We start from the raw sequence: 25,844 nt of genomic DNA on the forward strand, positions 1-25,844 counted from the left end.
GAAAATTACACCAGGTAGGACTTCAGGATCGACGCGCCGATGGTGTATTTCGGGTCCACCATGTTGCCCAGCCGGGCGCGCCCGACCTGCGTCAACAGCATGTAGGCATCAAGCTCGGTGAACTTGTAGTCGGCGGCCATCCAGCGAACCAGTTCGCGATAGGCGATGCGCGCGGCATCTTCCATCGGCCGGCCGGAACCGATGGTCATGATGACCTTTTCGTTTTCCAGCCGCACCCATTTGAAGTTCCAGTTCTTGATCAGGTCGACCTGAACCGTCGTGACCGTGGGATGCTCGATGGCGACGCCGCAAAGCTCGCCGTCGCCCTGGTTCGCATGGCAGTCGCCAAGGTAGAGCAAGGCGCCCGGCGTATTGACGGGGAGGTAGACCACCGCGCCGGGAGCGACATCGGGCAGGTCCATGTTGCCGCCGTAATAGTCGGGCTGCAGCGCCGAAATGGCCTCGATTTCAGGCGACGTGCCGATGGTGCCGATAAACGGCTCATAGGGAATGGTGATCTTGTCGTTCCAGGTCACGCCCTTGACGGCGTCGATGTGGACCTTCTTGACCCTTTCCGGCAGCGGCGCGTTGAGAATGGCCGTGTCGCCGGTGCCGACGAGGCCGCCGAATTCGGGAATGAGGCAAGTGGTGCCGGAAGGCTGCGGGCCGCGCGGACGGACTTCCTTGATGTAGACGGCGAGGCAATCGCCCTTTTCCGCGCCGTTGACGTAGATCGGGCCGTTCTGCGGGTTCAGGTAGGGGAAGTTGAGGATCTGGCTTGGAATGTCGGATTCGCTCTTGATGGCGCCTTCGAAGGCGTCATGGGTTTCGACCGAAACCTCCGCGCCCGGATCGACCCGAAGCACCGGCTCGACATAGGGCCCGTAGACGTAGTGATACTTGCCTTGATCGGCCTCCGTCATGCTGTGGGTGCTCGTGACCTTTCCCTTGGCCACGGCGCGCTTGGCCATGATCGAATTCTGAAGCCAGGACATCTGGTTCTCTCCTTGTTGGTCTTGGCCGGCTATACGGCCAAGTGCTTCCTGATGGTGTCGCGGTCCTCGAGCTCCTGCGGGGTCACGTGCGCGACGATGCGCCCCTTGTCCATGACGTAGCAGCGCTGGGCGAGCGCCTTGATCATGTCGAGGTTCTGCTCGACGAACATGATCGTCATGCCGCTTTCCCGGTTGAGCTGCTTGATGATGCGGCCGATGTCCTGGACGATGGACGGCTGGATGCCTTCGGACGGTTCGTCGAGCAGCAGGAGCTGCGGCGAGCCGACAAGGACGCGCCCGATGGCGAGCTGCTGTTGCTGGCCGCCGGACATGGTTCCGGCCTGCTGGCCGGCCCTTTCCTTGAGAATCGGGAACAGGCTGTAGATGCGCTCGTAGACATCGGCGGAGATGCGATCGCGCATGGATTCGCCGACCTGCAGGTTTTCCTTCACCGACATGCGCGGAAACACGTCACGCCCTTGCGGGACATAGCCGATGCCGAGCCGCGCGCGGCGAAACGGCGTCAAGCCGGTCAGTTCGGTCGAGCCGAAGCGTATCGTTCCGGCCATGCTCTCGACGAGGCCGATCAGGGTCTTCATCAAGGTCGATTTGCCGACCCCGTTGCGCCCGATGACGGCAACGATCTCGCCCTTCGAGACGCTGAGGTCGATGCCTTGCAGCACCGGCTTGCCGCCATAGCCGGCCCGAAGCCCTTTGATGTCGAGCAAGGTGTCAGTCATGGCTCTGCCCCAGATAGATGGCGGCGACACGCTCGTCGGCAACAATCTCGTCAATGGTGCCTTCGGCGAAGATGCGCCCGAAATGCAGCACGGAGACGCGGTCCGCCACCTGGCGCACGAAGGCCATGTCGTGCTCGACGGCAAGCACCGTCATGCCTTCGGAGTTCAGTTGCTTGACGATCTCGCCGGTCATGAAGGTCTCTTCCGGCGACATGCCGGCGGTTGGTTCATCGAGCAGCAGGAGCTTCGGCTTCAGCGAAATCGCCATGCCGATCTCCAGCCACTGCTTGAGGCCGTGGCTGAGATTGCCGGCCAGCTGGTCGGCGACGTCCTTGAGTTGCAGGAATTCCAGCAGCCTTTCGACTTCGGCATCGAGGTCGAAGGATGCCAGCCGGTGCTGCAGGGCGATCTGCAGGTTCTGCTGGGCGCTGAGCGCCCCGAAGATGCCCGGCACCTGGAACTTGACGCTCATGCCCTGGTTGATGCGCTGGAACGGCTTCAGCCGGGTGATGTCCTTGCCGTCGAAGACGATGGTGCCGCTCGACGGCTGGTGCTCGCCCAGAAGCAGGCGAAAGAAGGTGCTCTTGCCGGCGCCATTGGGGCCGATGAGGCAATGGATCTTGCCCGGCTCGAGCGCGAAGCTGACATCGGCGGTGACGTGCAGGCCGCCGAAGTGCTTGTTGAGGTTATGGGTTTGCAACATCGCCATGATCACTTGCCCCCGTTCTTGCGGCCAAACAGGGAGCTGAGCAGGATGCCGGCATTGGCGATCAGGCCCTTGGGGGCCAGAAGAACGGTGAAGACGAGCAGCAGCCCCATCACCACAAGCGCGTACTGGCTGCCGTAGATGGTGAGCGCCTGGAAGGCCGAGAGCACGACCAGCGTGCCGATCAGCGTGGCGGTGATATCCGACCTGCCGCCGACCGCGACCCAGATGATGGGCAGGGCGGCAGCCGTGATGCCCATCGAGGACGGCGTGATGTACTGGCCCCAGCTTGTGTAGAGCACGCCGCTGAGACCGGCGAGCGCAGCGCCGATGACGAAACCGCCGAGTTGATACTTGCGGATGTCGTAGCCGAGCATTTCGGCGCGCTGCGGGTTCTCGCGCAGCGCCACGAGGATGTTGCCGAACTTGGAATTCACCAGGATGCGCAGGCCGAGATAGACGACGACCAGGAGGCCGAGCACGAGGTAGTAGAGGCCGATGTCGGGGTAGAGAACAATCTCGCCGCCGAACCAAGGCAAGGTCAGCGGCGGCATGCCGCTCATGCCGTTGAAGCCGTTGAGGCGCGCCGCGCCGACCGTCCATTCCGGGCCGGCCGTCTGGGCCATGAAGCGTTCGAGCGCCAGTGTCACCGACAGCGTGACGATGCCGAGGAAGATGCCGCTGATGCGCCCGAAGAACAGGAAGTAGCCGAGCACGGCGGCAAACAGCGCGGCGATGGCGATGGCGGCGAACACCGAGATGACGCCGAAGCCGTAGGCGGTGCCGAAATTGATGGTGAGGATGCCGTAGCTGTAGCCGGCGACGCCGAAGAAGGCCGTCTGGCCGAACGACAGCGAGCCGCCATAGCCCCAGATGAGGCTCAGCCCGAGCGCCATGAAGGTCCAGTTGAGGAAGTAGATGTTGTTCCCGACATCATAGCCGTCGGCAAACAGCGGATAGGCGAGCGCTACCGCCAAGACGACCGCGAAAGCCGACCAGAACACGGGCCCCTTGCCCATGGTCTGCGGCCCTTCCAGCCGCTTGAAGATCCGTGACAATGTCATTGTTGCTTAGGCCCGATCTTTCAGGATGAAGCCCGTAATGCCTTTCGGCAGCAGGCGGATGACGAGGATGACGGCAAGGAGAAGGCCGATCTGGCCGGCCAGTTGCCCCTGCCAGGAGGTGAGCGAAGCCTTGACCACCGCAAGTAAGGCTGCGGCAGGCGCGGTGCCGAGGAACACGTCGGCTCCGCCGACGACCACGGTGACGAAGGCCTCCATGATGAAGGTGGTGCCCATGGTCGGGATCATCGTCATGGTCGGCGCATAGATGCCGCCGGTGAGGCCGGCAAGGGCAGCGCCGATGCCGAAGGTGAAGGCATAGATGCGGTTGGTGTCGACGCCGAGCGCATTCGCCATGTGGGGCGCCTGGATGGTGGCGCGCGCCAGCACGCCGAAGCGCGTCTTGTTGAAGACGAGATAGAGCAGCACCAGCACCGCAAGCGCCGTCGCCATCAGGACGAGGCGATAGTAGGAAAACGACAGCGCGCCGACCATGAAGCTGCCGAGCGGGGTGCCGACGCCGCGCATGGTGGGGCCGAAAAGGATGAGCGTGCCTTGCGAGGCGATGAGGCTGACGCCCCATGTCGCGAGGATGGAATCGAGCGGGCGCGAGTAGAGCCGGCGCACGACGAGGCGCTCGATGATCATGCCGACAAGGCCGGCGAAGAGGCTGCCGCAGATGATGGCCAGCGGCAAGGGCAGACCCCAGTTGACCGCGAACACGGTCATGTAGGCGCCGCACATGATGAACTCGCCATGGGCGAGGTTGATGACGCCCATCATGCCGAAAATGACGGCGAGGCCGCAGGCGGAAAGGACCAGAAACGCGAACGCGTCGCCGAATTGATAGGCCGACGAGACGATTGTTGTCACAAAATCCATAAGGCGCTCCGATCGGGCGAACTGGCAGGCGTGCGGGCGGGCGCGACGGATCGCGCCCGCCCTTTTCGTTGTCGATGGTTACTGCTTAGGCGGAGGGTTGGACGGCGTGTACTGTGCGTCCGGATCGGCCTTGGTCAGGTCGCAGCCTGCATCGCCCAGCCAGTATGGCTTGATGTTGTCCCAGACCTTCGGGAAGTCGATCGAATGGTCCTTGTTGACATGGGCGAGATAGATCGTGTGCGACATGTGCTGGCTCTTCGGATCGAGGCAGACATTGCCGGACGGACCGTCGAAGCAGACATCGCCCTCTGCAATCACCTTGCGCAGGTCGTCGCGCTTGGTGGAGCCGTTAGCGCGCTCGACCATCTGCTTGTAGAGGTTGATGCCGATGTAGGAGTTCGCCGCTTCCTGGTTCACGTAAGGCTCGTTCGGATACTTGGCGTGGAACTTCTCCAGGAACGCCTTGCTGGCAGGCGTGTCGACTTCCTCGATGTAGTTGGTGGTCACGTACATGTCGGCAAGCGACGGCGGGGTGAAGCGCTTGTGCTCGTAGCCCTGGCCGACATTGACCGAGGACGCCATCGGCAGGCCGAGATTGGCCGACGCGGCCTGCTCGTAATAGGAAGCCTGGGCTGCGCCGACGAGAAGCGTGACGACAAATCCCGGCTTGGCGGTCTGGATGTTCTGGATCGTCTGCGAGAACTGCGAGACGCCGAGCGGGATGAACTCCTCGCCCACCATTTCACCGCCGTTTTCCTTGACGATGTTGCGCACCCACTCAGCCGAGATCTGGCCGAAATTGTAGTCGGCGGCGATGGTGTAGACCTTCTTGCCGTATTTCTCCATCATCCACGGGATGAGGGTGGAGAACTGCTGCTCGGGCACCGCGCCGGTGACGATCATGTTGGCGTCGCAGACGCCGCCTTCATACTGGTTGTTGTAGAAGGCGAGGCCGTCGAACTGGTTGACGATCGGGCGATAGGCTTCGCGCGATGCCGACGAGAAGCCGGCGAACACCACGTCGACCTTGTCGCGCTGGAGCACGCGGCGCATGAACTCCTGGTAGCGGTTGTTGTCGGACTGGGTGTCGTAGACGACCAGTTCGATCTGGCGTCCGGCAATGCCGCCGGCCTTGTTGATCTCCTCGGTGGCCAGTTCGATGGCGTGGACCTTGCCGATCGTCGCGGCGGCAAAGTCGCCCGACTGGTCTTCAAGCACGCCGATCTTGATCGGATCGGCCGCAAAGGCCGTGCCAGATAGGGCAAAGGCGCACGCAAGCGTCCCTGCCTGTAACCATCTTACAGTCATTTCGATTCTCCTCCGGTTAGTGTTTTTTGGCGTAGGTCCTGTTTGTCCCGATGGGTGTTTGGGGTTCATCCAATTCGGGACCGTTGGCCTGGATGAACGTTTCGCAGAAATCCTCGAGGCTCTGGCGCGAGCGCATGCTTTCGCGGCGCAACTGGTCGTAGGCGGCGGCGTAGTCTGAGCCGGTGCGCTTCATTACGATCAGGACTGCCTGGACGAGGCTCTTTCGCATCAGCCGCCGGCGCTCGTGCTCGTCGACACGGTCGGCGAGGTAGCGGCGGCGGCGAAATTCGTTGATGCCGACGAAGAGCGCCGAATAGACCGCCGCGCGATGGACCGGTTTGCGCAGCGTGGCGGTGGCTCCAAGCTGCATCAGCGAGCGCAGCCGGCTCGGCGCTTCGACACCGATGATGCCGATGACAGGCAGGCATCGGCTCGGTTCCAGCGCGCCCGTCTCGACCGCGACGTTGAGGTCCGAATCGATGAACAAAACATCTTTCTCGCCCGCATCCATCTGCAGCTTCCCGTCGGTCATCTCGGCCATGCAGAACGAGACGCCGAGCTTGGCCAGCATGTCCTGAAGCTGCTCGACCGCGCCCGGCTGCTCGGTGGCGATGGTGGCGCGGTAGCCGATGAAGTTCTGGATGATGCGCGGTTCGCTCATTTGACCGCCCTCAGCTTCGGCAAGCTGTTGCGGATCGCGTAGCGCGGCGTTGTCTTGACCAGATAGGGATCGGGCTGGACGGGATGGCCCGCCTCCCACAGGATTTCGAACTGGCCGGCCGAATTCGACTTGCCGATGCGCGGCGTCAGGAACGCATGGTTGGTCGGCCCATCGATCTTGACGGTCCCCTGCGGTGCATCGACCGTCAGGCTGGGAAGCGCCTTGCGCACCGCCTCGACATCGTCGGAGCCTGCGGCGGCGATTGCCGCAGCCAGCATCTTGACCGCGACGTAGGAGGCTTCCGCATCCGCCGACGCGGCCGAACTGTCCGGCCACCGTTCGCGATAGGCTGCGGTAAAGCGGCGGTTGGCGGGCGTCTCGATGGAGGAGAAATAGACACTGGAGGAGATGTGGCCGTCCATCGCCTCAGCCCCGATCTCGCCCAGCTCGGGCTCGGAGAGACTGCAGCTCAACACCGGCATTTCCGCCGGCTGGTCGATGCCGCGTTGCCTGCAGGCAGCCCGGAAGCCCTGGAAGAAGCGGTAGGCGCTCGTTCCGATGAGCGTGTTGAAGATGAAATCCGGCTTCGCCTCGAGGATCGCGGCAATGGTCTTCGACAAATCGGTGTCGCCGACGGCGGTGTAGCGCTCGGCCATCACGGTTCCGCCGGCTGCCGACAGCGCTTCGCGCAGGATGCGGTTGTTTTCCCACGCCCAGATGTAGTTGGAGCCGATGCAGTAGGCGCGCTTACCCATGTTGGCGAGCAGGAACTCGATCAGCGGAATGATGTGCTGGTTGGGCGCCGCACCGGTGTAGACGACATTCGAGGAGCTTTCGAAACCCTCATAGTGGGACGGGTACCAAAGCAGCGCGTCATATTTCTCGAAAAGCGGAATGACGTCCTTGCGGCTGGACGAGGTGTAGCAGCCGACGACATGGCGCACGCCGTGTTCGGTGAGAAGGCCAAGGCTGGAATTGGCATATTGCTCGAAGGAGCCGGCCGGATCGGCAACGACGGGTACGATTGCAAACGGATAATCCGAGGATGCCCGGATTTCATCGAATGCGAGCATCGCGCCGTTGTACATGGAGCGCGATACCGCCCCGTAAGGTCCGCTTTGCGAAAACAGCACGCCGATCTTGTATTGCGCTTTTGCCATGACCTCCCTCAAAGCAAAAAGGTGCCCGACAGTTGGCACTGTGGGCACTCTTGCCATCAATATGTCATGCAAATTTTGCGCCGCTCGGGCTCATCTGCCCAGCGCACGACAATAGTTGAATAGAAAGGTGGGGCTTGTCAACCTCGGGTGAAATTTAATTCGAACAACGTCGGGTTCGGCGCGTTCAGCGTCACAATTAGCCGGCTATAAAACAGACTTGGCGCCTGCTCGAGGCAGACGCCAAGGTAAATACCAAAACCGATACCGCGCCTCAAGGAAGCCCGACAAGCAGCGTCATATCGCTGGTTTCGGCACGTGCGCCGGCCTTTGGCACGCCGAGCAGCGAATAACCCTCGACCTCGTAGGAATAGGCGAAGGCCCCTTCTATCGGCTGCACCAGAGTAATTGTCTTCGGCGTGTTGTCGCCTGGACGGAACAGCACCTCGTCCTGGTCGGCCATCTCGCCCTTGCCGCGCACTCTAACCCTGACCGCTGCGAGGCCGGCACCGGCAATGTCGGGATTGGCAAGCTCGACCTTGATGATGCGCGTTTCGCCCACGCCGTCGCTGACAATGATCGTCTTGCCGGGCGAGACCTCTGCCGGCGGCATTTCGAAAACGGTGCCGTCGCTGCGGATCGCACTGACCGAATAGGTCACACCGTTGGGCGCGACGTCGAGCGTGGGAATTGCGATGCTGCGCTTGCGCGACTTGTCGCTTTCTTCCGGACCGTAGACGACGCGCTCGCGCCGTTCATAACCGCGCGCCGGGTCCGAGTAGATGATGTCCACGCTTGCCTCGATGATCTGGGAAGGATCGAGCAACGAGATCACCGGAATGCGCAAGGTGTTCTGGAACGGACCGTGGATGACGAGCGAAGTCGCTTCCGTGGTGATCTCACCCGTTTCGACCCAGTCCGTCTGGTAACGCACATTGTCGGTCAGGAAGTAGGTGACGCGATGCCTGAAGCCGTGCTTCGCCCCTTCCGGGAAGCGCAGCTTCCAGCGTTTCGATGCGTCGCCCGGCTTGAAGTTGAACGACCTCTCGGCCCGCATGCCGACGGCAGGGTCATCATAGAGCAGATCGACCTGAACCTGTTGCACCGGTTCGGCAACATCGCTTGCGACGGTTACTTCGACATCGAGCCTGTCGACGGCATCGAACGGATTGACCTGCGGGGCCTGCCCCGTCTCGACGATCCAGTCCGACGAGAAATGCGGCTCGTTGCCTTCCCATTCGCTGTCGGCGGCGAAGTGGACGTCCATCTTGTAGCGGTAGCGCAGGTCGAGATCGTCGTTGAGGAAGGTCCGGAACGACTTCGGCGTCTTGTCCTGCGGCGTGAACGTGATGCCGCCCACCTGCTCCGGCTGCACGCCGGCGGGGCGGACACCGGGATACTCGATGTTGATGGTGACGAGATCGATCTTGTCGCGATCGAGATCGGCCGCGATCTGGAACTTGGCGTTGATGTGCTTGAAGAAGTCGTCGTCCAGCGAAACGCGCTTGATGGCGCGGGACAGATCGAGACCGTTGACCATCGTCGAGAACAGGCCCTGTGGTGCGGCGGTGCGCGCCACGGCGGCCTGCATCGAATATTCAAAGCTGCGCGTCTTCAGTTCTTCCTGATGGTACATCTTGAGCGAGAAGCCGACCTGCAGGCCGAACTGCGCGCCGTTGCCGGCGGGCTTCGCCGCTCCGTCCGCCTGTGGGGCGGCGGCAGCCGTCGCGGCCTTGTTGCGGTCGGCGGTGGTCTGGGTACCGGAATCGAGCGTCGTCGGCGGTGCCGTCGGCGTCGGTGCAAGCGTGGTCGGTGCGCCCATGGTGGGCTTGGACGGACCCTGCTGGCCTTCCGTCAATGGACCGAGCAGCGACTGCAGCGCGCCGAGAAGATTTGCCGACTGGCCCTGCTTCATGAAGCTCGGTGGTTCGAGCGAAGATTTGAAGAAGTCGCGGATCAGTTCCGTCTTGAACCAGTCGAAGGCGGCGTCCGCCTGCTTGCGGAAGCTCTCGTCGTCGGTGAAGTTGATGACCTCGACCTTGATCGAGCCGTCCTCGCGCAGTTTCTGCCAGGCAAGGCCGATATCAACGGCGGCCGAGATCGGCCCGACGCCGCCCTTGATGCCGAACTGCATCTCGAGATGGTCGTAGATGCGCTTGTAGTCGGCGGTGATCTTGACGTTGAAGGCCGGCCGCATGCCCAGATATTCGAGATCGTAGATCACCCCGATCGGGCTGATGCCGGATTTCAGCGCCGCCTCCATGAGGAGCGCGCCCTCATGGTCCAGCATCACACCGAAGGTGGCACGGTTGTCGCTGAGCAGCGACGGCTTGCTGGTGCCGTACACCTCCTCGAAGAAGCTGACGCCCTTGGGCGCGTCGCTCGTTGCCCCGGGCGCTTCGGCGGTGTCCTTGGTGATCGAGAGCCGAACGGACCCGCTGCGGTACTGGAGCGGCGCGAGGTTGACGGTGCCTTGGGCAAACCGCCCGAGCAGCCGCCGTGCTTCCTTGATCTGGTTGTCGTCCACCGAAAGATCGACGGTGAAGGCAAGGAAGCCCCCGCCCAGTTGCTCCTTGGCGTCCGGCGACAGGTTGGGATTGTCGGTGATGTCGCGCTGGTAGACCAGGAAGACGAATTCCGGCGTGTTGCCGTTCATCGCCAGCCGGGGCCGCTCGCAGGCGTAGTAGAACAGGTTCGGATCGGCATGGTCGCGGAAGATGGTGAGGCCAGCGATCGAGCCGACTGGGGAATCGAGATAAAGCATTGTCGTGCCTCCCTCAGATGATTGCCGTGTCCGGCGTGAAGTACCAGTAGATCCACTTGCGCAGATCCGCGTCGGAGATCGATTCCAGCGTCGACGACACGTTTTCGTAGCGGCGCGGTGGATTGTTGGCGGTGCCGCCGTCCGCGCCCGAGGGCATGGACCCGGCATATTGCGGGTTCTTGAAGAACAGCCGTCCGCCTTCATGGCGCAGGGCCAGCACCGCATGCGCCCCATATTTCGATCCGGGAGGTGGCGGGCCCTGCGGCGGAACACCCCAATAGGTGGCGACCAGCACCTGCTGCTGCTTGGCCGGAATAGCCGCGAACAGGCCGTCGGCAATGCTGTTCTGGATCGATACGGTGGTCGAGGAGTTGGTCGGCGCCACGGCCGAGCCGGTAAAGGTCACCGCGAACAGGGCTTCCAAAAGCCGCTTGGTCTGGTCGGGGAACAGGCCGTTCTCATGGACATATTTGAACATCGCCTTGGCGCTGGCTTCGTTGCCGGTGTCGGCGGGGAAGTTGCCGGCATGGGCGTATTTGATGGCCGATGCCTGGAAGGCGAGTTCGGCATAGTTGCGGGCGTAAAAGCCGGTCGAGGCCGGTGCGTCGGGTTGCGAATAGCGCGCGATCTGCAGCACGCCGCGCGGAAGGGCGACGATGGTGCCGTTGGCAAGCTCGACCTTGCCTTCCGAACTCAGCCAGCCAATCTGCAGGCGGACATATTCGGCCGGATTGACGGTGATCAGCATGGTCTGGATCGAGGTCGGCACGCAGGTGCCGGCAGCGCCCTGGTTGACCCGGCCGTTCGGGTCGAGCACCTCATGCAGAACATCGGCCACCAGTTCGTCGCGGGTCATCACCACGAGGTCTGGGTGGATGTGGACGCTCAGCAGGTCGAGCAAAAGGGTGAGAAGCGTCTTGCCGCCCTTCAGCGCCATCTTCTTCAGGATCGGCGTCAGAACGCCGCTGCCGGTCACCGCCTGCCGCGATAGCAGCACCGGGATGTCCTTGCGGATACGGCTGGACAAAAGCCACAGCCGCAGCACGCCGCCGCGTTCCGGTACCGCAAGGCGCCTGAATTCGGGGTGCGCGAAGACGGTTGCCAGCGACATGCGGTTGGCATCGTTTTCCGGCAACTGGTTCCAGATGGTGGTGAGGATGGTGCCCCACAGATTGGGCAGGAACGGGATGCCGCCCATTGCCTGAACCGCCGCCGTGTCGGGCACGACGCGCGAGGCCGGCGTGGCGGAGATCGCCAATATGCCGATATGCGGGGCCGCCATCGCCGATGCGCGGTCGATGACGCCGCTGTCGTCCGGCGGCGGCAGCGTCACCCTTTGGCCACCCAGGACATGGTCCGGCGGCCATATCTCGGCCTTCGATCCGCCCGGCGGCGTGACGCTGACGCGGTAATAAAGATTGCGCGAAAACGTGCTGGTGGGCGGCGAATTGAGCGTCTTCAGGCTCTCCTCGACATAGGCGGCCCAGAGCGCCTTCGGCATCACCCATGTCGCCCGGTTGGCGTTGAGCGTGATGCGCTCGGCAGGCACATTGACGGTCATCGTGCCGCCGCCGTCCTTGGCCATCGTGCCATTGATGCCGATCGCGCTGCAGTAGTAGCGCAGCAGGTCGGGATAGGTCGATGGATGGAGCAGCGCCTGCGGGTCCCAGGCCAGTTCCACCACGGCCTCGCCGTTCTCGTTGCTGTTGATCTCGAACACCGGCGGATCGCCGCCGCCCGGCCAGTTCGCGATGAAAGGGTGAATTCTTACCCAACCCATGTCAGCCTCCTGTCAGATCCGCCGGAATGCCCCGGCAAGCGGTCGGGCGGCGAAAGGCGCGCGCCCAGATAAGCGATTGCGGCGACGACGCATCCGTCGCGCACGTCGACTTCGACGGCGCGGCCGATGGAGCCGGCGCGCCCGGCCTTGTGGCCGCACAAAAGGTCGTGCAGTGCGCAGGCATAGCCGGCATCGCCGCCATGCCCGGCTATCCAGCGTGCCAGGCGCTGGCGCTTGGCGTGGTCGTCGATCGCCCATGACCAGCGGGTGGAGCCGAGGCGCCAGCCGCGCTCAGGCGCCGCGACATCGACCGACAGGCTCCATGGTCCGGCGGTGCGCGCGAGGTCGAAGCCATGCACCGCGTTCAGCGATTGGGCGGCGGCGTTCCAGTTGTCCTGCCCGATGAGCGGGGCAACCAATGCCCGGACATCGACATGGCGGTCGATCTGCCAGCCGACACGGACGCAGCCCTGGCCTTCCCGGCCGACCGAGTAGATGCGGCCGAACGATCCGAGCGCCCGGTGCCAATGGTCGAAGCAGGCAAGGGCTGCCTCGCCATGCGCGGATGCGACTGCCTTCGCCTGATTAAGCGCAGCATCGCCACGGCCGCGATAAAGCCGGCGCTCGAGCGACAGCGATTGCCCTTGTGGGCCGACGCTGGTTCCAACCCAATGCTGGTGCTCGGCATCGATGCCGCACAGCACATGCGCTTCCCACTGCCGCGCTCCGGGCGCGGCAAGGGCGATCAGCGCGCTGGCGCCGCCGTCGATGCACATGCGCCCCGCACCCGACTGGACAGCGGCCACGCCGAGCTTTTCGCACGCCGCCTCCGCCTCTGCCCCAAGGCCGGCCAGGAGCGCGCTCAGCCACAGCACGTCGACGCGGCTGCCCGATTCCATCTCGCGCGCCATCATGTCGGCGGCACCGTGGAGATGACCGGGAAGCTGGCGCGCGAGCTGATCGGCCCGAGCTTGCGGTCGAAGCCGTTCGCCATCTTGTAGGTCGCTGTATAGACGTAGTCGCGCAACGCCGGATTGCGCAGGCTGAGCTCCAGTCCGCCGGCTTCGCCCGGCTGGGTGAAGACGATCTCCTTCGCCGCCCGATAGTCGTTGACGGCGTCTTCGTAGAGCAGCGCGACGCTGATCCGCTCGACGCCGTTCTGGGCAAGCGAAGGCCCGATCAGCTGCGGGCGGATGTCCCATTTGCGCGCCGTCTTCTCGCCGATCAGCAGCGAGGGCGCTTCCGTTTCCACCCAGTCGGTTTCGAGGACCGTGCCGTCGGTCTTCAACAGGATGAAGTTGTAGCGGTAGCGGGCGCGAGCGCCCGGCGCGCGCCGGAACTGCCATTCATGCGCGTCATTTACGTTCTGGGCCGCAATGACCAGCGTATCGCTTTCAAAGATGTCGTTTGCCGGATCGGAATGTTCGAGGTTGACGATCGCCTGCTGGAAATTCTGCTGGTCGGTGACCATCAGCTTGATGTGGACGAGGTTCTCGCGCGGGTCGTTCAGCATCACCAGCGTGCCGGCGGGACGCTCGGGCTGCGTGATGGTGCCGCCCTCATAGGGGAACTGCGCCTGGTAGACGGCGTCCTTCGGCGCGCCCTTGCGGACGCGGAATTCCGCCGTCCATGACGGATTGGTCGCATCCAGCACCTTGGAGCGGTCATACTGCCAGCCGGTGTCGGGATCGGTGTAGTTCAGGCGCACGACGACCTGCGGGAAGATGTCCGACTTCAAAAGCGAGGAACGCTGGAACTCATAGGACCGCTGCTCGATGAGGTTCGACGGATTGATCGTCACGGTGACGTCGCTGGCGATGGCCTCGATCCACTCGGAGGTCATCAAGACGTCGGAGCCGACCGCAGCCCCCGGCCCGAAGGCGACCGTGTAGCGGTAGTGGAAGCTCGTCCCAAGCGCCGGATCGAACCAGTTTCGCACCGAGCCCTTGCGGTTCTTGTCGTCGAGGACGACGCTGAAGGTGCGGGCATTGGGTGCCGGCCGGCCGTCGACCAGACCGCCATAGACGACATCGACGACGATATGGGCAATCGCATCATCGCCGAACTTGGCGACGGCGATGATGCCGAGTTCGGCGATCTTCCAGATGTCGTCCTTGTCGTCGACGACAGTGATGACCTGGTCCTTGGTCAGGCCAAGGTCTTCCCAGAAAACGCTCAAATGCCCTTGCGGCGCGATCATGCGTTCGACGGCGCGATAAGTGGTGAAGTCGGCCTCGAAGCTGCGCAACTGATCGACGTGCAGTTCGCGCTTGGAACCGCCGAACTGCATCGGCAGGCCGGTGTCGCGCACGCCTGCTATCAGCGAGACGATGGCGCCGGGCGTATCCTTGTCGAGCAAGGCCTTCGGATTGATCTTGGGTTCGAAGAACTTCTCGTAGACGAATTGCGTCAGCTGCTTGCGCACCTCGGCATATTCGCCTTCCATGCCCTCGTCGCCGACGCCCTCGATCGAGCCGGTGATCTTGATCACCTTTTTCTCGACCAGCTTTTCGACGATCTTTTCGACCTCGTCGTTCCAGAACAGGAAGCGGTCCTGCTCGTAGTCGCGGATGTAGTCGTAGACGATCGACCAGTCGGCCTCGACCTTGACGTTGTAGGCGCGCTGCATCGCCACGTAGTTCAGCTCGTAGACGACGCCGGCAGGAATGAAGCCGTCGAACGAGCCGAGGATGAAGCGCGTGCCCTTGGCGGTCAGCTCGACGCTGAAGATAGCCCGGTTCTCGCCATAGAGCGAAGGAACGCCCGACGACTCGATGAAGCTGACCCATTCGCTGACGGGAATGTCTTCTTCCGGCGGCGGCGGGTCACCGGGCAAGGCGCTCTTGCGGTCGAGGAAGCTCAACCTCACCTTGCCCGAGCGGTACTGCAGCGGCGACAGCCGCGGCAGCTCGTCGAGGTCCATGTCCTGCTTGATCTTTGCCGCGACCTTCTTGAGCTTCTCAGGGTCCCAGTCGAGCACCGTGTCGAAGATCAGGAAGCCGGCTGCGACCTCATCATCGGTCGCGGCAAGATTCTGCAGCACCTCCTTGTAGATGAGCAGGCGCACCGCAGGCCGCCCCTGCTCGTCCACCGCGATGCGCGGCCGGTTGGGGTAGTACCAATACTGGCGCGGATCGCTGTAGTCGCGCCCGACGACAACGCCCTCGATTTCGAAGAATGGCGGAGCAAGGTACAGCATGGCCGTTCCTCACGCTGCCTGGACGTATTTCGGAAGGGTGAGCTGCGTCTTGCTCAGCGTCACCGGCGGCCGCGTCACCACTTGCCCATCGGCAAGGTAGTAGACGATCTCCACCGAATAGGCCTTGGGTGCTGCCGCATCGACCTGATGGCGGAACTCCTGCGGCGTTGCGTCGGTGAAGCTGAACGTCTCCTGGACATCGACGCCGCGCGCCGGATCGGCATAGGCGACATTGGCCTCGACCACGGGCGTCTGCACGAAGTCGATCATGCGCGGCAGGATCGACGCCACCACCTCGGGAACGAGCAGTTTCTGCACCGTGACCTTGGTGTCGGGCGAAGTTTCCTCGGCGCGCTCGACCACCTTGCCGTCGGCGCAATTGTAGGTGACCTTGACCTTGAAGTCCTTCTTCGCCGGGTTCTTCAGCGGCACCGCCCAGCTCTGCTTCTCGTTTGACGTCAGCGCGAAGGTTTCGCTCTCATGGATGTTGTTGGCGTCGTCGTCGTAGCGCAGGCCGACCTCGACCACCGGCGTGACCGCGAAATCGAGCATCATCGGCAAGACGTCGACCACCAGTTCCGGCGGTTCGGTCGCGGTGACCTGGACCGTGCTGTCGCCGTCGCCGGTCAGCCAGCCGCTCTGCTCGCTCGAACCGTCCTTGAACGTCGTCACCACCTGGTATTCGAACTTGCGTGAAGCGCCGCTCGCCAGATAGACGGCAAACTGCTTGAACTCCTCCAGCGACTTGAGCTGGTAGAAGGCTTCCGCCGCGACGCCGTTGCGCTGGTCGGCATAGCGCACGGTGACCACCGACTGCACGACCTGGGCCCAGCTCCTGCCGCTTGGAACCAAAAGCACGTCGAGCCGGTTTTCGGAACGCGGCTCGTTGACGAGCACGGCATCGCCGGTCGTCTCCAGCCAGTCGCCGACGATGGTCTGGCCGTTCTTCAGGAAGAATGTCGGCCGATAGCGGACAGGCTTGGAACGCGGCTTGAAGATCCAGTGCGTGAAGCGCTGTTCGGCAGCCGACGCATCGAGCTTCGTCATGGTGCCGATCTTGGCGACGCCGCGCGAGGTGTCTTCGTACTCCACTTCAACCTGCACGCTCTTGGTGACGGTATCGAAGCTGATGTCGCCGACCCGGAAGGCCACATCGATCTTGCCGGGAGGGGTCACGCTGAGGCTAAGCCGATTGCTGGTCTTGGTTTCCCAGGCGCTCCATTCGCTCGGCTCATGGCCGCGATAGCCGACGCGCCAGCGGCAGCGGTATTCACGCTTTGCCCCGATCAGGCTGGGATCCCAGGCAAACTCCTTCTTGTCCTTGGTGAATATGGCCGACGTCGCCTTGGTGACCGGCTGGCCATTCTCGTCGGTGCCGCGATAGTCGATCTCGGCCTCGACGAAATCGATCGGGTCCTTTTCCCAGTCGATGCCGAAGACCCAGGCCTTGAGGTCGAGCGTCTGGAAGAACGGATCGTCGAGGTCGATCTTGCGCACATACTGGCGCACCTCGTCGGCCGACAGGCCGTGCAGGAACGCCTGCAGCGTTCCTTGCGGGTTGATGTCCTGCTTGCGCGTGCTGGCCAGCGTCTCCTTGTGGGTGAAGGTGGTGAAGTCCACGCTCATCTCGGACTTCAGATAGTAGATGTCGCTGTCGCGGTTGACGAACTCGCGCGTCGGATCGTCGGCGGCGGGAACGGGCGGCGCCTTCTTGTCGGCGAGCCGTTCGGTCAGCGCCTGCTGCACGCTCTTCATCGCGTCCGAGCGCATCTGGTTGACGAGATCGTCGGGAACATCCGGCCAGCCGACGTCGATCTTCATTTCGACAAGGCCGGACGAGATCGCCATCTCCATGTTCTGCTCAGAATGCGAAACCGTGTCCTCGTCGCAGCCACCGCCCTCATAGTCATGGAAGATGCCTCTGACGGCAGCGTAGAGGCTGCGCGTGTTGGCGCTGGCAACGACGCTGACCGGCGGGACACGCGCCACGAACTTCAGATTGTAGGTGACCTGGATCGGCGTGAGGTTGGTCGCGCCCGTTCCCTGCGGATCGACCAGCGTCTGCACCATGAAGGCAGCACCCGCCGTCGTAAGGTCGAGATTGGCGGAAGCGACATTGGTGCCCACCAGCGAGACCTTGCCTTCCGCCAGCCGGTTGGAGACGAGATGTTCGCTCTGCGGCGCCGAGACCTTGAAGGTGCCTTCAACCCATGTCGGGCTGGCGAGGATGACCTTAGGCGGCTGGTCGCCGGGAGGGGCTTCGGGACCTTCCGGTCCAAGCCCGAGCAGCACATCGTTGACACCCAGCGAAACCGTGGAGCTCAGGCGCGGCAGGTTGTGGTTGCTGGTGATGCGGTAGCCCTGCACGCTCTTGCCGGCCTGGTCGGCCAGCCGCTTCAGCTCATGCCAGAGCTGGTCGACGTCCTTCTGCAGCTGTTCCTTGATGGCCTTCTCGTGGTCCGGCTCGACCCGCATCTCGACATCGAGGACCATGTAGCCGCCGCCGCGCGGCAGGTCGGGATTCTCCTCCCGGTCCTGGTCGCCGAAGGCATAGGAGACGAGCAGGAACACCGGCTTGCCGGTGTCGTCCTTGCGGATCGTCACATAGTTCGGGACCAGATAGAATTTCCAGAAGATCGTGTCGTCCTGATAGACGGTGACGCGCTGTTCCTGGAAAGTGCGCCATTCGGGAAGTTTCAGCATAATGCGTTCTCCTGGACAGGTTTGAATGAAATCTCACGCAGACGGTCGGAAGGCGGGCACGACCACCCTTGGCGTCGTGCTGGGAACCCACTCGCCCGCCTTTTGCGTTCCATCGGCAAGGAAGTAGCTGGTGCGGCTGCGAAAGCCGGTGACGCGGGCATCCCGCGTCGCGACGACCCAGTTCGCCATCGGCTGGTCCACCGTCATGGTGATGGAGTGGTTGAGATCGACGCCGTTCGCCGGGTCCTGGTAGTTGAGGTCCACCGCCACGATCGGCGTGGTGGCAAAGTCCACCAGCTGCGCGATGACCTGGACCCTGAGCTCGCCGGCGCTGACGGCACGGTAGGCTGGAAGCACGATGACAGGGTCGGTTTCCTTGCGCTCCGGCAGCTCGACCGGATCGCGGCCGGTGGGGAAATGCGTGACGCGATAGCGGAACGCGACGGCAGCGCCGTCGGCTGCCTCGACATGCCAGGTCTGCGGCTTGGTATCGCGGAACACCAGCGTCTCGCTGGCGCCGCCCGGCACATCGTGGACCATGGTGACCTCGCTCAGCGGGCAGTCCGTGAAGTCCAGCGCATCGGCGACAACGGTGACCGTGATGCCGGACCGCTGGATGCGGATGGGCAGGACGGGATCGCCTTGATTGTCCTGCCAGTCCTGCTTGACTAGGTCGCCATTGTTAAACGAGGCGGTCCAGCGGTAGCGATAGTTGCGCCGCGCCCTGTTGCGCAGGTAGACGCTCCAGGTGGCGAACGCATCCAGCGTCTTCAGTGTGAAGGTGTCGTGGATGGAGACGGCGTTCGACGGGTCCTCATAGGCAAGGTCGACCATGACCGCGACGAGATCCGGCCAGCCATTGCCGGAGGGCAGCAGGCTGACGTCGAGGACCGCCTCGCTCGGCTGGTTGACGACGAGCTGCCGCCCCTGGATCGGCATCCAGTCGCCGCCTTCGATGACGTCGCCGGACTGGAGGTCGAAGCGCACCTTGGCCATCACCGGACGGGTCTGTGCAGCATCGATGTGCCGGCTATAATTTGCCGCCTGCTTGGCATCGGAGAGGATGACGACGGCCTCCTCGCGGGGAACGCCGGCAGCGGCATCCTCATAGGCAAGGCTGACCTGAACGCTGCGCACCAGCTTCTCGTAGTCGATGGAGCCGGACACGACGTCGATCTCGATCAGGCCGGGCGATTCGATGGAGATGGGCACGCGCGGCGCATGCGTCGTCGCCCATTCGCTGAACGGGCCGACGCGCCCGCCCGGCAGCACGATGCGCTGGCGCCAGCGATAGTCGCGCATGCCGCCGACCACGGCGGTCTTCCATGTCTGCGGGGACGCATCGGCGAAGCTGAGCACCGTACCGGCTGCGTGCGGCCGGCCGTTCTCGTCGGTCGATTCGTAGGCGAGTTCGACCTCGACATGGTCGAGCCGCGAGAAATCCGCGAACACCTGGATGGCGGTTTCGATTGTCGCGAAGAACGGATCGTTGAGGCGCAGCTTGCGCACATGCCGCTGGCGCGCGGCGAGATTGCCCGGCAAAAGCGTCTGCATGGTGCCGCGCGGATGGATGGTCCACGGCACGACGCTGCTCTGCTCGAGGTCGAGCCTGATCGACATGGTCTGCTGGTTGATGTCCTTGCGCACCAGCTTGCGCCGCCCGAGTATCCGGTACTTGAGCGGCGGCATGACCAGCCGTCCGTCACTGGACCGGCGCGGGGCGGGCGCGGGCTGGGACGCACCTTCGCCTTCCGCATTGAAGAAGCTGTGCTGGACGAGCTGCTTGGTGAGGTCGAAAGCGTAGGCGCGCAGTTCGGAGATGACCTCGTCGGGGAGCGACCCCGAGCCAGTGTCGATCTGCACCGTGACCGCACCGGAGAGCGTCAGCGATTCGGTATCGATGTCCGCATTGGAATAGTCATGGCCGGTACAGGCATCGACGTTGCGGCCACGGAACTGCTCCTCGATGTATTTGTGCATCCGCTCGGCATTCACTTCGAGGTGGATGCGGGCCGGCGGCAGGCGCGCCCAGAAGCGCAGATCGTAGGCGATCTGGATCGGCGTCTCGTCGGCGGCGTCACCGTCGGCGAGCAGCGTCTGCTCCATGAAGCTCGCGCCGGCCGGCGAAAGGTCCATTGAAAAACTGGCGATGTTTCCCGCCAGGAGCGACGGCTCGGATTCGGCGACGCGCGCTTGGATCAGCTGCGCGCTTTGCGGCGCGTCCATCGTCACCATGCCCTCGGTCCAGGTCGGCGTGACAAGCTGGATGGCGGGCGGCGCTGTCGTGCCGGCAACACCTGTCCGCGCCTGCTCCTGCGCTGTGCCTGCCTTGAGCCGGTTCCATTCGGCCGCAACGCGAGGGGAGAGCGCTGCCTGCACGGCGGCAAGTTCTTGCTGGGTCGGCTCGAAGGTGGTGTCGAACGACAGGTAGCCGCCGCCGGAAGGCAGGTCGGGATGCGCGGCGCGCTCCTCGTCGGACAGCGCGTAGGACAACAAAAGGAAGATGGGGTCGCCGGTCTCGTCCAGCCTGAGGCGCGGAGCGTCGGCGACGGGGTAGAAGCGATAGAATTCCGTGTCGTCGGCAAAGACCGTGACATTGCCGATACGCTCGATGGCCGGGATCATCAGCATGGCGTCATTCCTTCAGTGATGGTTGCGGTCATGCTCATGCGTCCACTCCCACCGGTTGCAGGATCACGCGCAGTTCCGGTGCCTCGCCGCGCAGCCATTCGCCGCTGACCAGAGGCAGCGTGGTGCCGTCGGGCAGGCGTGGAATGTGTTGCACCCGGTACTGGTAGGAGAGCGGGTCGAAGCGCGAGCTTCGCCAGCACGGCCAGTCGAACACCTCGCCGGCGTCGAGCGAAAACGAGCGCTTGCGCCCGGTCGGGTCGGCAAGGGTGATGGCCGCATAGGCGGCGTTGCCGATGCTGCCGGGATCGAGCGAAACCTTTATGGTGTCGGGGTCGAGAACCTCGATCATCTCGGGCCGGATGAGCAGCGAGCCCTGCACGGTGCCTTCATGGATCGTCACGCTCGGGCCGCCGACTTCATCCTTGTAGGCAACGACGCCGACAGCCGACGGCTCGGCCTGGATCGGCCATGCCAGCGTGGCGTTGGGCGCATCCCGGGTCAGGTTGGCGAGGCAAAGCAGCGTGTCGCCGACGGCGGCTTTCACCTCGATGCGCGCGGCGCGGTCGAACAGGCCGGGCATCGCCGAGATGGCAAGCGTGTCGAAGCCGGCATCCGCTGCCGTCCAGGCAATCGCGGTGCCCGGCTTAAGCGGACGCCGGCCAAGCGGCCTTGGCAGAGCGGGGACCGCGCCCGCAAGCGGCGACAGCGTGGCAGAGACATTTGCCAACAAATGAAACGTCTCGGTCAGTGCCGGATAGGAGACGTTGAAGCGCTGGAAAGCAGGCGTCGGCGGATAGACGAAACTGCGCTGTTGCGGCACGCCGCCCGGTCCGCTGGCGAGTACATCGACCTGCACGCGCCGCACGAAACGCGGATCGAGCCCGACCGGACCGATCACCGCAACAGGCACCGTCGCAAACGGGGCAATCGCTGAAAAGGCGGGGAAGAATGCCGAGCGGTCTTCCGGCGAAAGGTCGCGGACGAGGCTTCGTAGCGACCAGCGGCCCTGCCAGATACGCGACGTGCGGCGAGGAATGGACAGATCCCAACTGCGCCGGCCCTCCGCTGCGATCTCGTCGCGCCACCGGTAACGCGTCGCGGCCCAAGCATCGTCGGCGGGCACGGCGGCAAACAGGTCGTCGCGCATGGCCAGCGCAAGACGGCGGCGCAGCACCGCATCGTCGGCAAAAGGCTCGCCGCTCAACTGTTCGCAATGGAACGGCGAATGCGTCCCGGAGATGGCCGACAGGAATGCGGCCTCGATGGCGTCATAGCCGACGCCTTCGGCCAAAAGGTAGGCAGGCGCGCTCGCCTGCAAAAGTGTGGCGACCACCGCAAGCTCGGCGCTGACCAGCACCGGCAAGGGTTGTTCGAGCCCCTCGTAACGTGCCTCGACCTCGACTTCGATATCGCCGGCATCCGATGACAGAAGCGCGTCGAGCATCTGCGCCGTGTTGGTGTCAAAGAGATGATCCTCGACCAGCAGCGTGCGGCTGGAGAGCCTGGCCTCGCTCCACGGTCCCAGCGGGCTATCGTCGGTAAGGCCGGGGACATGGCTTCGCAGCCGCGCCCTTGCCGCGCTGAAACCGGCAAGCCTGAGGTCCCAGCCATCGGTCGCGGCAGCGCCGATCAATTCAGGATCGAGCGTGGCGAAATCGAGCTCCAGATGCATCATGCCGCCAGCTGCGCCGATGGTCGTGTCCCGGAACCGGCTGAGCGCAAAGCGGGCCGTGCCGTCGGCCTCGCGCACCGGGGCAAGACCGCGCGGCAGCACATGCAACAGGCGCGCCGCCTCGTGATCGGGGAAGCCTTCTCCAGGCAGGATCGGCGCAAGCGGCGGAGGGTCGATGAACATGATCACGTCACGCCCCCGCCGGAACGATTGCGAGCGCGCCCGCGCCGGACCCTTCGATCCACGCACCGACGCTGCCGGTGACGTCTGCGCCGGCACCGAGAAGATTGGTGACGCGGTAGGAATAACGCTCGGATTCGGGCTGCTTCAAAAGCCAGCCGAGGATCGGCAGCCTGAGATCGATCTCGTCGGTCGGACCAGCAGCGTCGAGGACGACGGTGGCGTCGTCGGCAAACTCCACCAGCACGGCGGTCAACGCCTGCGCATCCCCCGGCATGGTCTGCCCGAAATAGATCGGATCGACCGATAGCGAGATCCGGAAGGTCTTGCTGGCATAGCCCTTGTTGACCATGATCTTCGGCAGCAGCGCCGGCAGGTCGGGATCGATCGTCATGCGCAGGACGGGGTCGATGTCGGTGACGACGAGGCTCGGCGGATCGAGCCGATAGTCGATGTCGGCCAGCGCACCCGATGCGATCTGCAGGCCGGGCGCAGTTTCGGGAAAGGCGAAGCCCGTCCCCGCCGGCGTCGCCAGCAACTCGCCGATCCTGAGCGGGCTTTCGATCCGGTTGCGCAAGGTGATGCGCACGCGTCCGTCACTGATCGAGCCGCGATAGCTGCGGTCGAGAATGGTGCCGTTGGCATCGTGCAGCGACAGGCGGATCGGGATCGACGTGTCGGCCTGCCCCGGCAGCGACGCCTTGACCTGTCCGGTCAGGCCGCCGGTCTGGAGCGCGGTGATGACCGCCGCCAGCGCTTCCGGCGTCAGCTGCACTTCATCGACGATGCCGTCGTCGAGGTTGATGGTCGCCTCGGGCCGCTCGACATCGACAAGAGCCGATCCGGCCTCGTCGGGCAGCCGCAGCCGAAGTGTGGCCTGTTCTGGAACCAGTGCCGAAAGCACCGCATTGCCGCCGCCAGCTTCCAGCGATTGCCTTAGCCTAGCCAGCACGACGCGGTCGAGATAGGGCACGGCGCGGTAGGCCAGATGCGCCCGGTAGAGGATCGCGCCGTCGCCGGCATCTGGAGCCTGCACCACGTCGAAGAAGGCGATGTTGAGCGCCGGCAGATAGGGTGCCTCGTCGCGGCGCGGGATGCGGAATTCCTGCGGCTCGTAGTAGTAGTGATTGGGGAAGGCCGAGTCCTGGTAGTAGACCACCGGCGGGCGTCCCTCGCCGGCATCGAACTCCGCCCGCAAGAGCACATGCGTCATGACGTGACGCAGGTCTCCCGGGACATCGAACATATAGGCGTTGAGCCCGACATCGAAGCCGAACGGGACCGACTGGACGGCCTCGGCGTTGATCCGTATCAGCGCTGGCCTGCCCTTCTTGTCGATGATGGCGCGGATTGGCAGCACGCGCTTGCGGTCAACCAAAAGGTCGCTGACCTGAACCGCTTCCGCCATCTCCGGGCGAAACACGTCGTGCAGGGCGCGGCGGGACGCAACGGGCGTCAATTCGACCGCCGGGCTATCCGCAAGCACCGACAGCGGCGTGGCGACATCGCGCAGCATCATCGCGGTATCGAGCGTACGGACCGCCCTCATGCGCATCGGCCCTGCATTGATGACCAGCGGCGACGCCGGCTCCGTCAGCACGCCGCGACGAAAATCCGGCCTCAACTCGCGCACCGGCGGCCTGCGCCAAGGTGGCCTTTGCGGCTCGACCTGGATCAGCGGCGGCGGCTTCACGATATGGGTCAGCAACACGCCGCGCTCGTTCAGCAGGCTCATCTGGTCGAGCAGCCCGACGCGGTCTGGAATGACCTGCCGCCACGTCCGCCGGCCGATGGTTGCAAAGCACCGCAGCTCCAGCCTGCCCTTTGCCGCGGGGTTGGTCATGGCCGACCAGAGCCGGTCGAACTCCGCCTTGGTGTTGACGTCGAGCGCAAGCTGCGACGCCTGTTCGTCGAGACGGTTGACCGCGCCAAGCGGGATCGACAGCCAGCTCTCGCTGGCATCGCCGGCGGTACTCTCGACCGGAACGGCATAGACCAGCCGGGCTGAAATCTCATGCGCGATTTCTTCGATCGACCCCCCTGTCGGGGCCACCGGCAGGGTCCGCGAAAGGCCGATGGTGAGCCGTGCGATCGCGCCGCCGGGCTGGGTGGTTTCCAGCCATTTGAGGCTGGTCGCGTAGCGGCCGGCGGTTTCCTGCAAAGTGTAGGTTGGAAGCGCGAAGCTGCGCGCGGACCCATCCGACGCCGAATAGGCGACGCCTGCCTCGAGCGTGCCTGAGGGGCTTAGCGCAAGCGCATCGTCCTGCGTCTCTTCGACATGAGGAAGCGGGAACGGCAGCACCTTGAACGGGCGCACCGCGTCCTTCAATGTCCTGACCGACATATCCTTGCTGATGACGTATAGTTCGTCCGCCCGGGGCATTGATCAGCGTCTCCATCGCCGTCGAATGACCGACCATGGTTGCTATCGGGCGCACCCACCGTGATCTAGCTCACAGTATCAAGGTTAACGGGCAACGATTTACGCCGGACGGGTTATGCTCGGCGTTCATCATCTTCAAAGACAGGGGTCCATACCGGGCAATGACGGCTTGTCTGGCAGGGTCATCGTCTGGCAATGTTACCTTGGGTCAGCTCCTGCTTCGTCGGGCTGCGGCTCAATCGTCAGGAAGGACCGCGCCTTTTATGGGCAAGAAGAATTTCACTGCCGACAAGATTGTCTGGCTGGATTCCCACCGGCCGGCATCGAGGCGTGCAAGCATGACGAAACAGAACCGTCCGGTCGAGGCAGCCGCCGCGTTCGACCAGAGTTTTTCCGACCGCGACCTGTTCGAGCTTCTGTTCGACAATTGCGTTGCCGACCGTGTGCCGGCGGGTCGCCATCTGTTCCTGCAGGAAGACCGCTCAGACCGCATCTTCGGCCTCGTCGATGGCTCGGTCGAGATTTCGATCTACTCGATCGACGGCCAGAAACTCGTCGCCAACATGCAGACGTCGCCTAACATCATCGGCGAGATCGGCGCGCTCGACGGCGGCCTGCGCACCGCCACCGCGATCTGCCGCACCGACTGCATGATCGTCTCGCTCGACCGCACGCAGTTGATGCGGCGCATCGAGGAAAGTCCGCTTCTGGCCCGCTCGATGCTGCGCCTTATCTGCCGGCGGGTGCGCTGGGTGAGCGAATCGCTGGGCGACCAGGCGTTCCTCAACGTCGAGGCGCGGCTTGCCAAGCGCCTGCTGCTGCTCGACAGGCTTCTCGCCGACGACGCGGGCTGGATCGCCATTTCACAAAGCGAGATCGCCGAATTCCTCGGCGCGACGCGTGAGTCGGTCAACAAGCTCATCAACGCCTGGCGAAGCCGGTCGCTGATCGACATCAAACGCGGCCGCATCAAGGTCGCCAATGCGCGCAGCCTGCGCCAGATGGCGACCGACGAAAGCTGA

Annotated in this window: 17 protein-coding genes; 1 reads left to right on the forward strand and 16 read right to left on the reverse strand. The window is 63.9% G+C overall.

From position 1 onward, the window contains the following. Positions 1-5: 5 nt before the first annotated feature. From ACODTY_RS00180 to ACODTY_RS00255, 16 genes are all read right to left on the reverse strand, one after another. A complete protein-coding gene (locus tag ACODTY_RS00180; RefSeq protein WP_488992279.1) occupies positions 6-995 on the reverse strand; it encodes an acetamidase/formamidase family protein in 990 nt (329 codons plus the stop codon). 29 nt (positions 996-1,024) lie between these two features. Next, the gene (urtE, locus tag ACODTY_RS00185) at positions 1,025-1,735 is read right to left on the reverse strand and encodes an urea ABC transporter ATP-binding subunit UrtE (protein ID WP_488992280.1); all 711 of its coding nucleotides are present in this window, start codon (positions 1,733-1,735) and stop codon (positions 1,025-1,027) included. Then, complete coding sequence (locus tag ACODTY_RS00190) at positions 1,728-2,444, reverse strand: ABC transporter ATP-binding protein (RefSeq protein WP_488992281.1); 717 nt, start codon at positions 2,442-2,444, stop codon at positions 1,728-1,730. The genes urtE and ACODTY_RS00190 overlap by 8 nt, the downstream gene beginning before the upstream one ends. Before the next feature lie 2 nt (positions 2,445-2,446). Continuing rightward, a complete protein-coding gene (locus ACODTY_RS00195; protein WP_488992282.1) occupies positions 2,447-3,505 on the reverse strand; it encodes a branched-chain amino acid ABC transporter permease in 1,059 nt (352 codons plus the stop codon). 6 nt (positions 3,506-3,511) lie between these two features. Then, positions 3,512-4,384, reverse strand: a complete 873-nt coding sequence (locus tag ACODTY_RS00200) for an ABC transporter permease subunit (RefSeq protein WP_488992283.1) — start codon at positions 4,382-4,384, stop codon at positions 3,512-3,514. A gap of 78 nt (positions 4,385-4,462) precedes the next feature. Continuing rightward, positions 4,463-5,692, reverse strand: a complete 1,230-nt coding sequence (locus tag ACODTY_RS00205) for an urea ABC transporter substrate-binding protein (protein ID WP_488992284.1) — start codon at positions 5,690-5,692, stop codon at positions 4,463-4,465. 16 nt (positions 5,693-5,708) lie between these two features. After that, complete coding sequence (locus tag ACODTY_RS00210) at positions 5,709-6,353, reverse strand: ANTAR domain-containing response regulator (RefSeq protein ID WP_488992285.1); 645 nt, start codon at positions 6,351-6,353, stop codon at positions 5,709-5,711. Further along, positions 6,350-7,513, reverse strand: coding sequence for a transporter substrate-binding domain-containing protein (locus tag ACODTY_RS00215; protein ID WP_488992286.1), 1,164 nt, complete (start codon positions 7,511-7,513; stop codon positions 6,350-6,352). The genes ACODTY_RS00210 and ACODTY_RS00215 overlap by 4 nt, the downstream gene beginning before the upstream one ends. Positions 7,514-7,784: 271 nt before the next feature. Beyond that, positions 7,785-10,274 (reverse strand): hypothetical protein, encoded by a 2,490-nt coding sequence (locus tag ACODTY_RS00220; RefSeq protein WP_488992287.1) that lies wholly within the window; start codon positions 10,272-10,274, stop codon positions 7,785-7,787. 13 nt (positions 10,275-10,287) lie between these two features. Further along, a complete protein-coding gene (locus ACODTY_RS00225) occupies positions 10,288-12,054 on the reverse strand; it encodes a hypothetical protein (RefSeq protein ID WP_488992288.1) in 1,767 nt (588 codons plus the stop codon). After that, positions 12,042-12,968: a hypothetical protein gene (locus ACODTY_RS00230; RefSeq protein ID WP_488992289.1), complete on the reverse strand. Its 927-nt coding sequence runs from the start codon at positions 12,966-12,968 to the stop codon at positions 12,042-12,044. The genes ACODTY_RS00225 and ACODTY_RS00230 overlap by 13 nt, the downstream gene beginning before the upstream one ends. Next, the gene (locus ACODTY_RS00235) at positions 12,965-15,253 is read right to left on the reverse strand and encodes a hypothetical protein (RefSeq protein WP_488992290.1); all 2,289 of its coding nucleotides are present in this window, start codon (positions 15,251-15,253) and stop codon (positions 12,965-12,967) included. Before ACODTY_RS00235 ends, ACODTY_RS00230 begins: the two co-directional genes overlap by 4 nt. A gap of 9 nt (positions 15,254-15,262) precedes the next feature. Continuing rightward, positions 15,263-17,956 carry a hypothetical protein gene (locus ACODTY_RS00240; RefSeq protein ID WP_488992291.1) on the reverse strand — a complete coding sequence of 898 codons (2,694 nt, stop codon included), beginning with the start codon at positions 17,954-17,956 and terminating at the stop codon, positions 15,263-15,265. A gap of 33 nt (positions 17,957-17,989) precedes the next feature. After that, positions 17,990-20,587: a hypothetical protein gene (locus tag ACODTY_RS00245; protein ID WP_488992292.1), complete on the reverse strand. Its 2,598-nt coding sequence runs from the start codon at positions 20,585-20,587 to the stop codon at positions 17,990-17,992. Between the two features lie 34 nt (positions 20,588-20,621). Then, a complete protein-coding gene (locus tag ACODTY_RS00250) occupies positions 20,622-22,448 on the reverse strand; it encodes a hypothetical protein (protein ID WP_488992293.1) in 1,827 nt (608 codons plus the stop codon). Between the two features lies 1 nt (position 22,449). Beyond that, complete coding sequence (locus tag ACODTY_RS00255; RefSeq protein WP_488992294.1) at positions 22,450-24,822, reverse strand: hypothetical protein; 2,373 nt, start codon at positions 24,820-24,822, stop codon at positions 22,450-22,452. Positions 24,823-25,160: 338 nt separating this feature from the next. Here ACODTY_RS00255 and ACODTY_RS00260 point away from each other — a divergent pair, with 338 nt between their 5' ends. After that, positions 25,161-25,844, forward strand: a complete 684-nt coding sequence (locus ACODTY_RS00260; protein ID WP_488992295.1) for a Crp/Fnr family transcriptional regulator — start codon at positions 25,161-25,163, stop codon at positions 25,842-25,844.

The organism is Mesorhizobium sp. FG116, assembly GCF_057809835.1.

Coding starts and splice junctions, on each gene's coding strand:
- ACODTY_RS00200 (WP_488992283.1), bottom strand. CDS start 4,384: ATGGATTTTGTGACAACAATCGTCTCGTCGGCCTATCAATTCGGCGAC.
- ACODTY_RS00180 (WP_488992279.1), bottom strand. CDS start 995: ATGTCCTGGCTTCAGAATTCGATCATGGCCAAGCGCGCCGTGGCCAAG.
- ACODTY_RS00225 (WP_488992288.1), bottom strand. CDS start 12,054: ATGGGTTGGGTAAGAATTCACCCTTTCATCGCGAACTGGCCGGGCGGC.
- ACODTY_RS00205 (WP_488992284.1), bottom strand. CDS start 5,692: ATGACTGTAAGATGGTTACAGGCAGGGACGCTTGCGTGCGCCTTTGCC.
- ACODTY_RS00210 (WP_488992285.1), bottom strand. CDS start 6,353: ATGAGCGAACCGCGCATCATCCAGAACTTCATCGGCTACCGCGCCACC.
- ACODTY_RS00245 (WP_488992292.1), bottom strand. CDS start 20,587: ATGCTGATGATCCCGGCCATCGAGCGTATCGGCAATGTCACGGTCTTT.
- ACODTY_RS00240 (WP_488992291.1), bottom strand. CDS start 17,956: ATGCTGAAACTTCCCGAATGGCGCACTTTCCAGGAACAGCGCGTCACC.
- ACODTY_RS00230 (WP_488992289.1), bottom strand. CDS start 12,968: ATGATGGCGCGCGAGATGGAATCGGGCAGCCGCGTCGACGTGCTGTGG.
- ACODTY_RS00235 (WP_488992290.1), bottom strand. CDS start 15,253: ATGCTGTACCTTGCTCCGCCATTCTTCGAAATCGAGGGCGTTGTCGTC.
- ACODTY_RS00190 (WP_488992281.1), bottom strand. CDS start 2,444: ATGGCGATGTTGCAAACCCATAACCTCAACAAGCACTTCGGCGGCCTG.
- ACODTY_RS00220 (WP_488992287.1), bottom strand. CDS start 10,274: ATGCTTTATCTCGATTCCCCAGTCGGCTCGATCGCTGGCCTCACCATC.
- ACODTY_RS00260 (WP_488992295.1), top strand. CDS start 25,161: ATGACGAAACAGAACCGTCCGGTCGAGGCAGCCGCCGCGTTCGACCAG.
- ACODTY_RS00255 (WP_488992294.1), bottom strand. CDS start 24,822: ATGCCCCGGGCGGACGAACTATACGTCATCAGCAAGGATATGTCGGTC.
- ACODTY_RS00195 (WP_488992282.1), bottom strand. CDS start 3,505: ATGACATTGTCACGGATCTTCAAGCGGCTGGAAGGGCCGCAGACCATG.
- ACODTY_RS00215 (WP_488992286.1), bottom strand. CDS start 7,513: ATGGCAAAAGCGCAATACAAGATCGGCGTGCTGTTTTCGCAAAGCGGA.
- urtE (WP_488992280.1), bottom strand. CDS start 1,735: ATGACTGACACCTTGCTCGACATCAAAGGGCTTCGGGCCGGCTATGGC.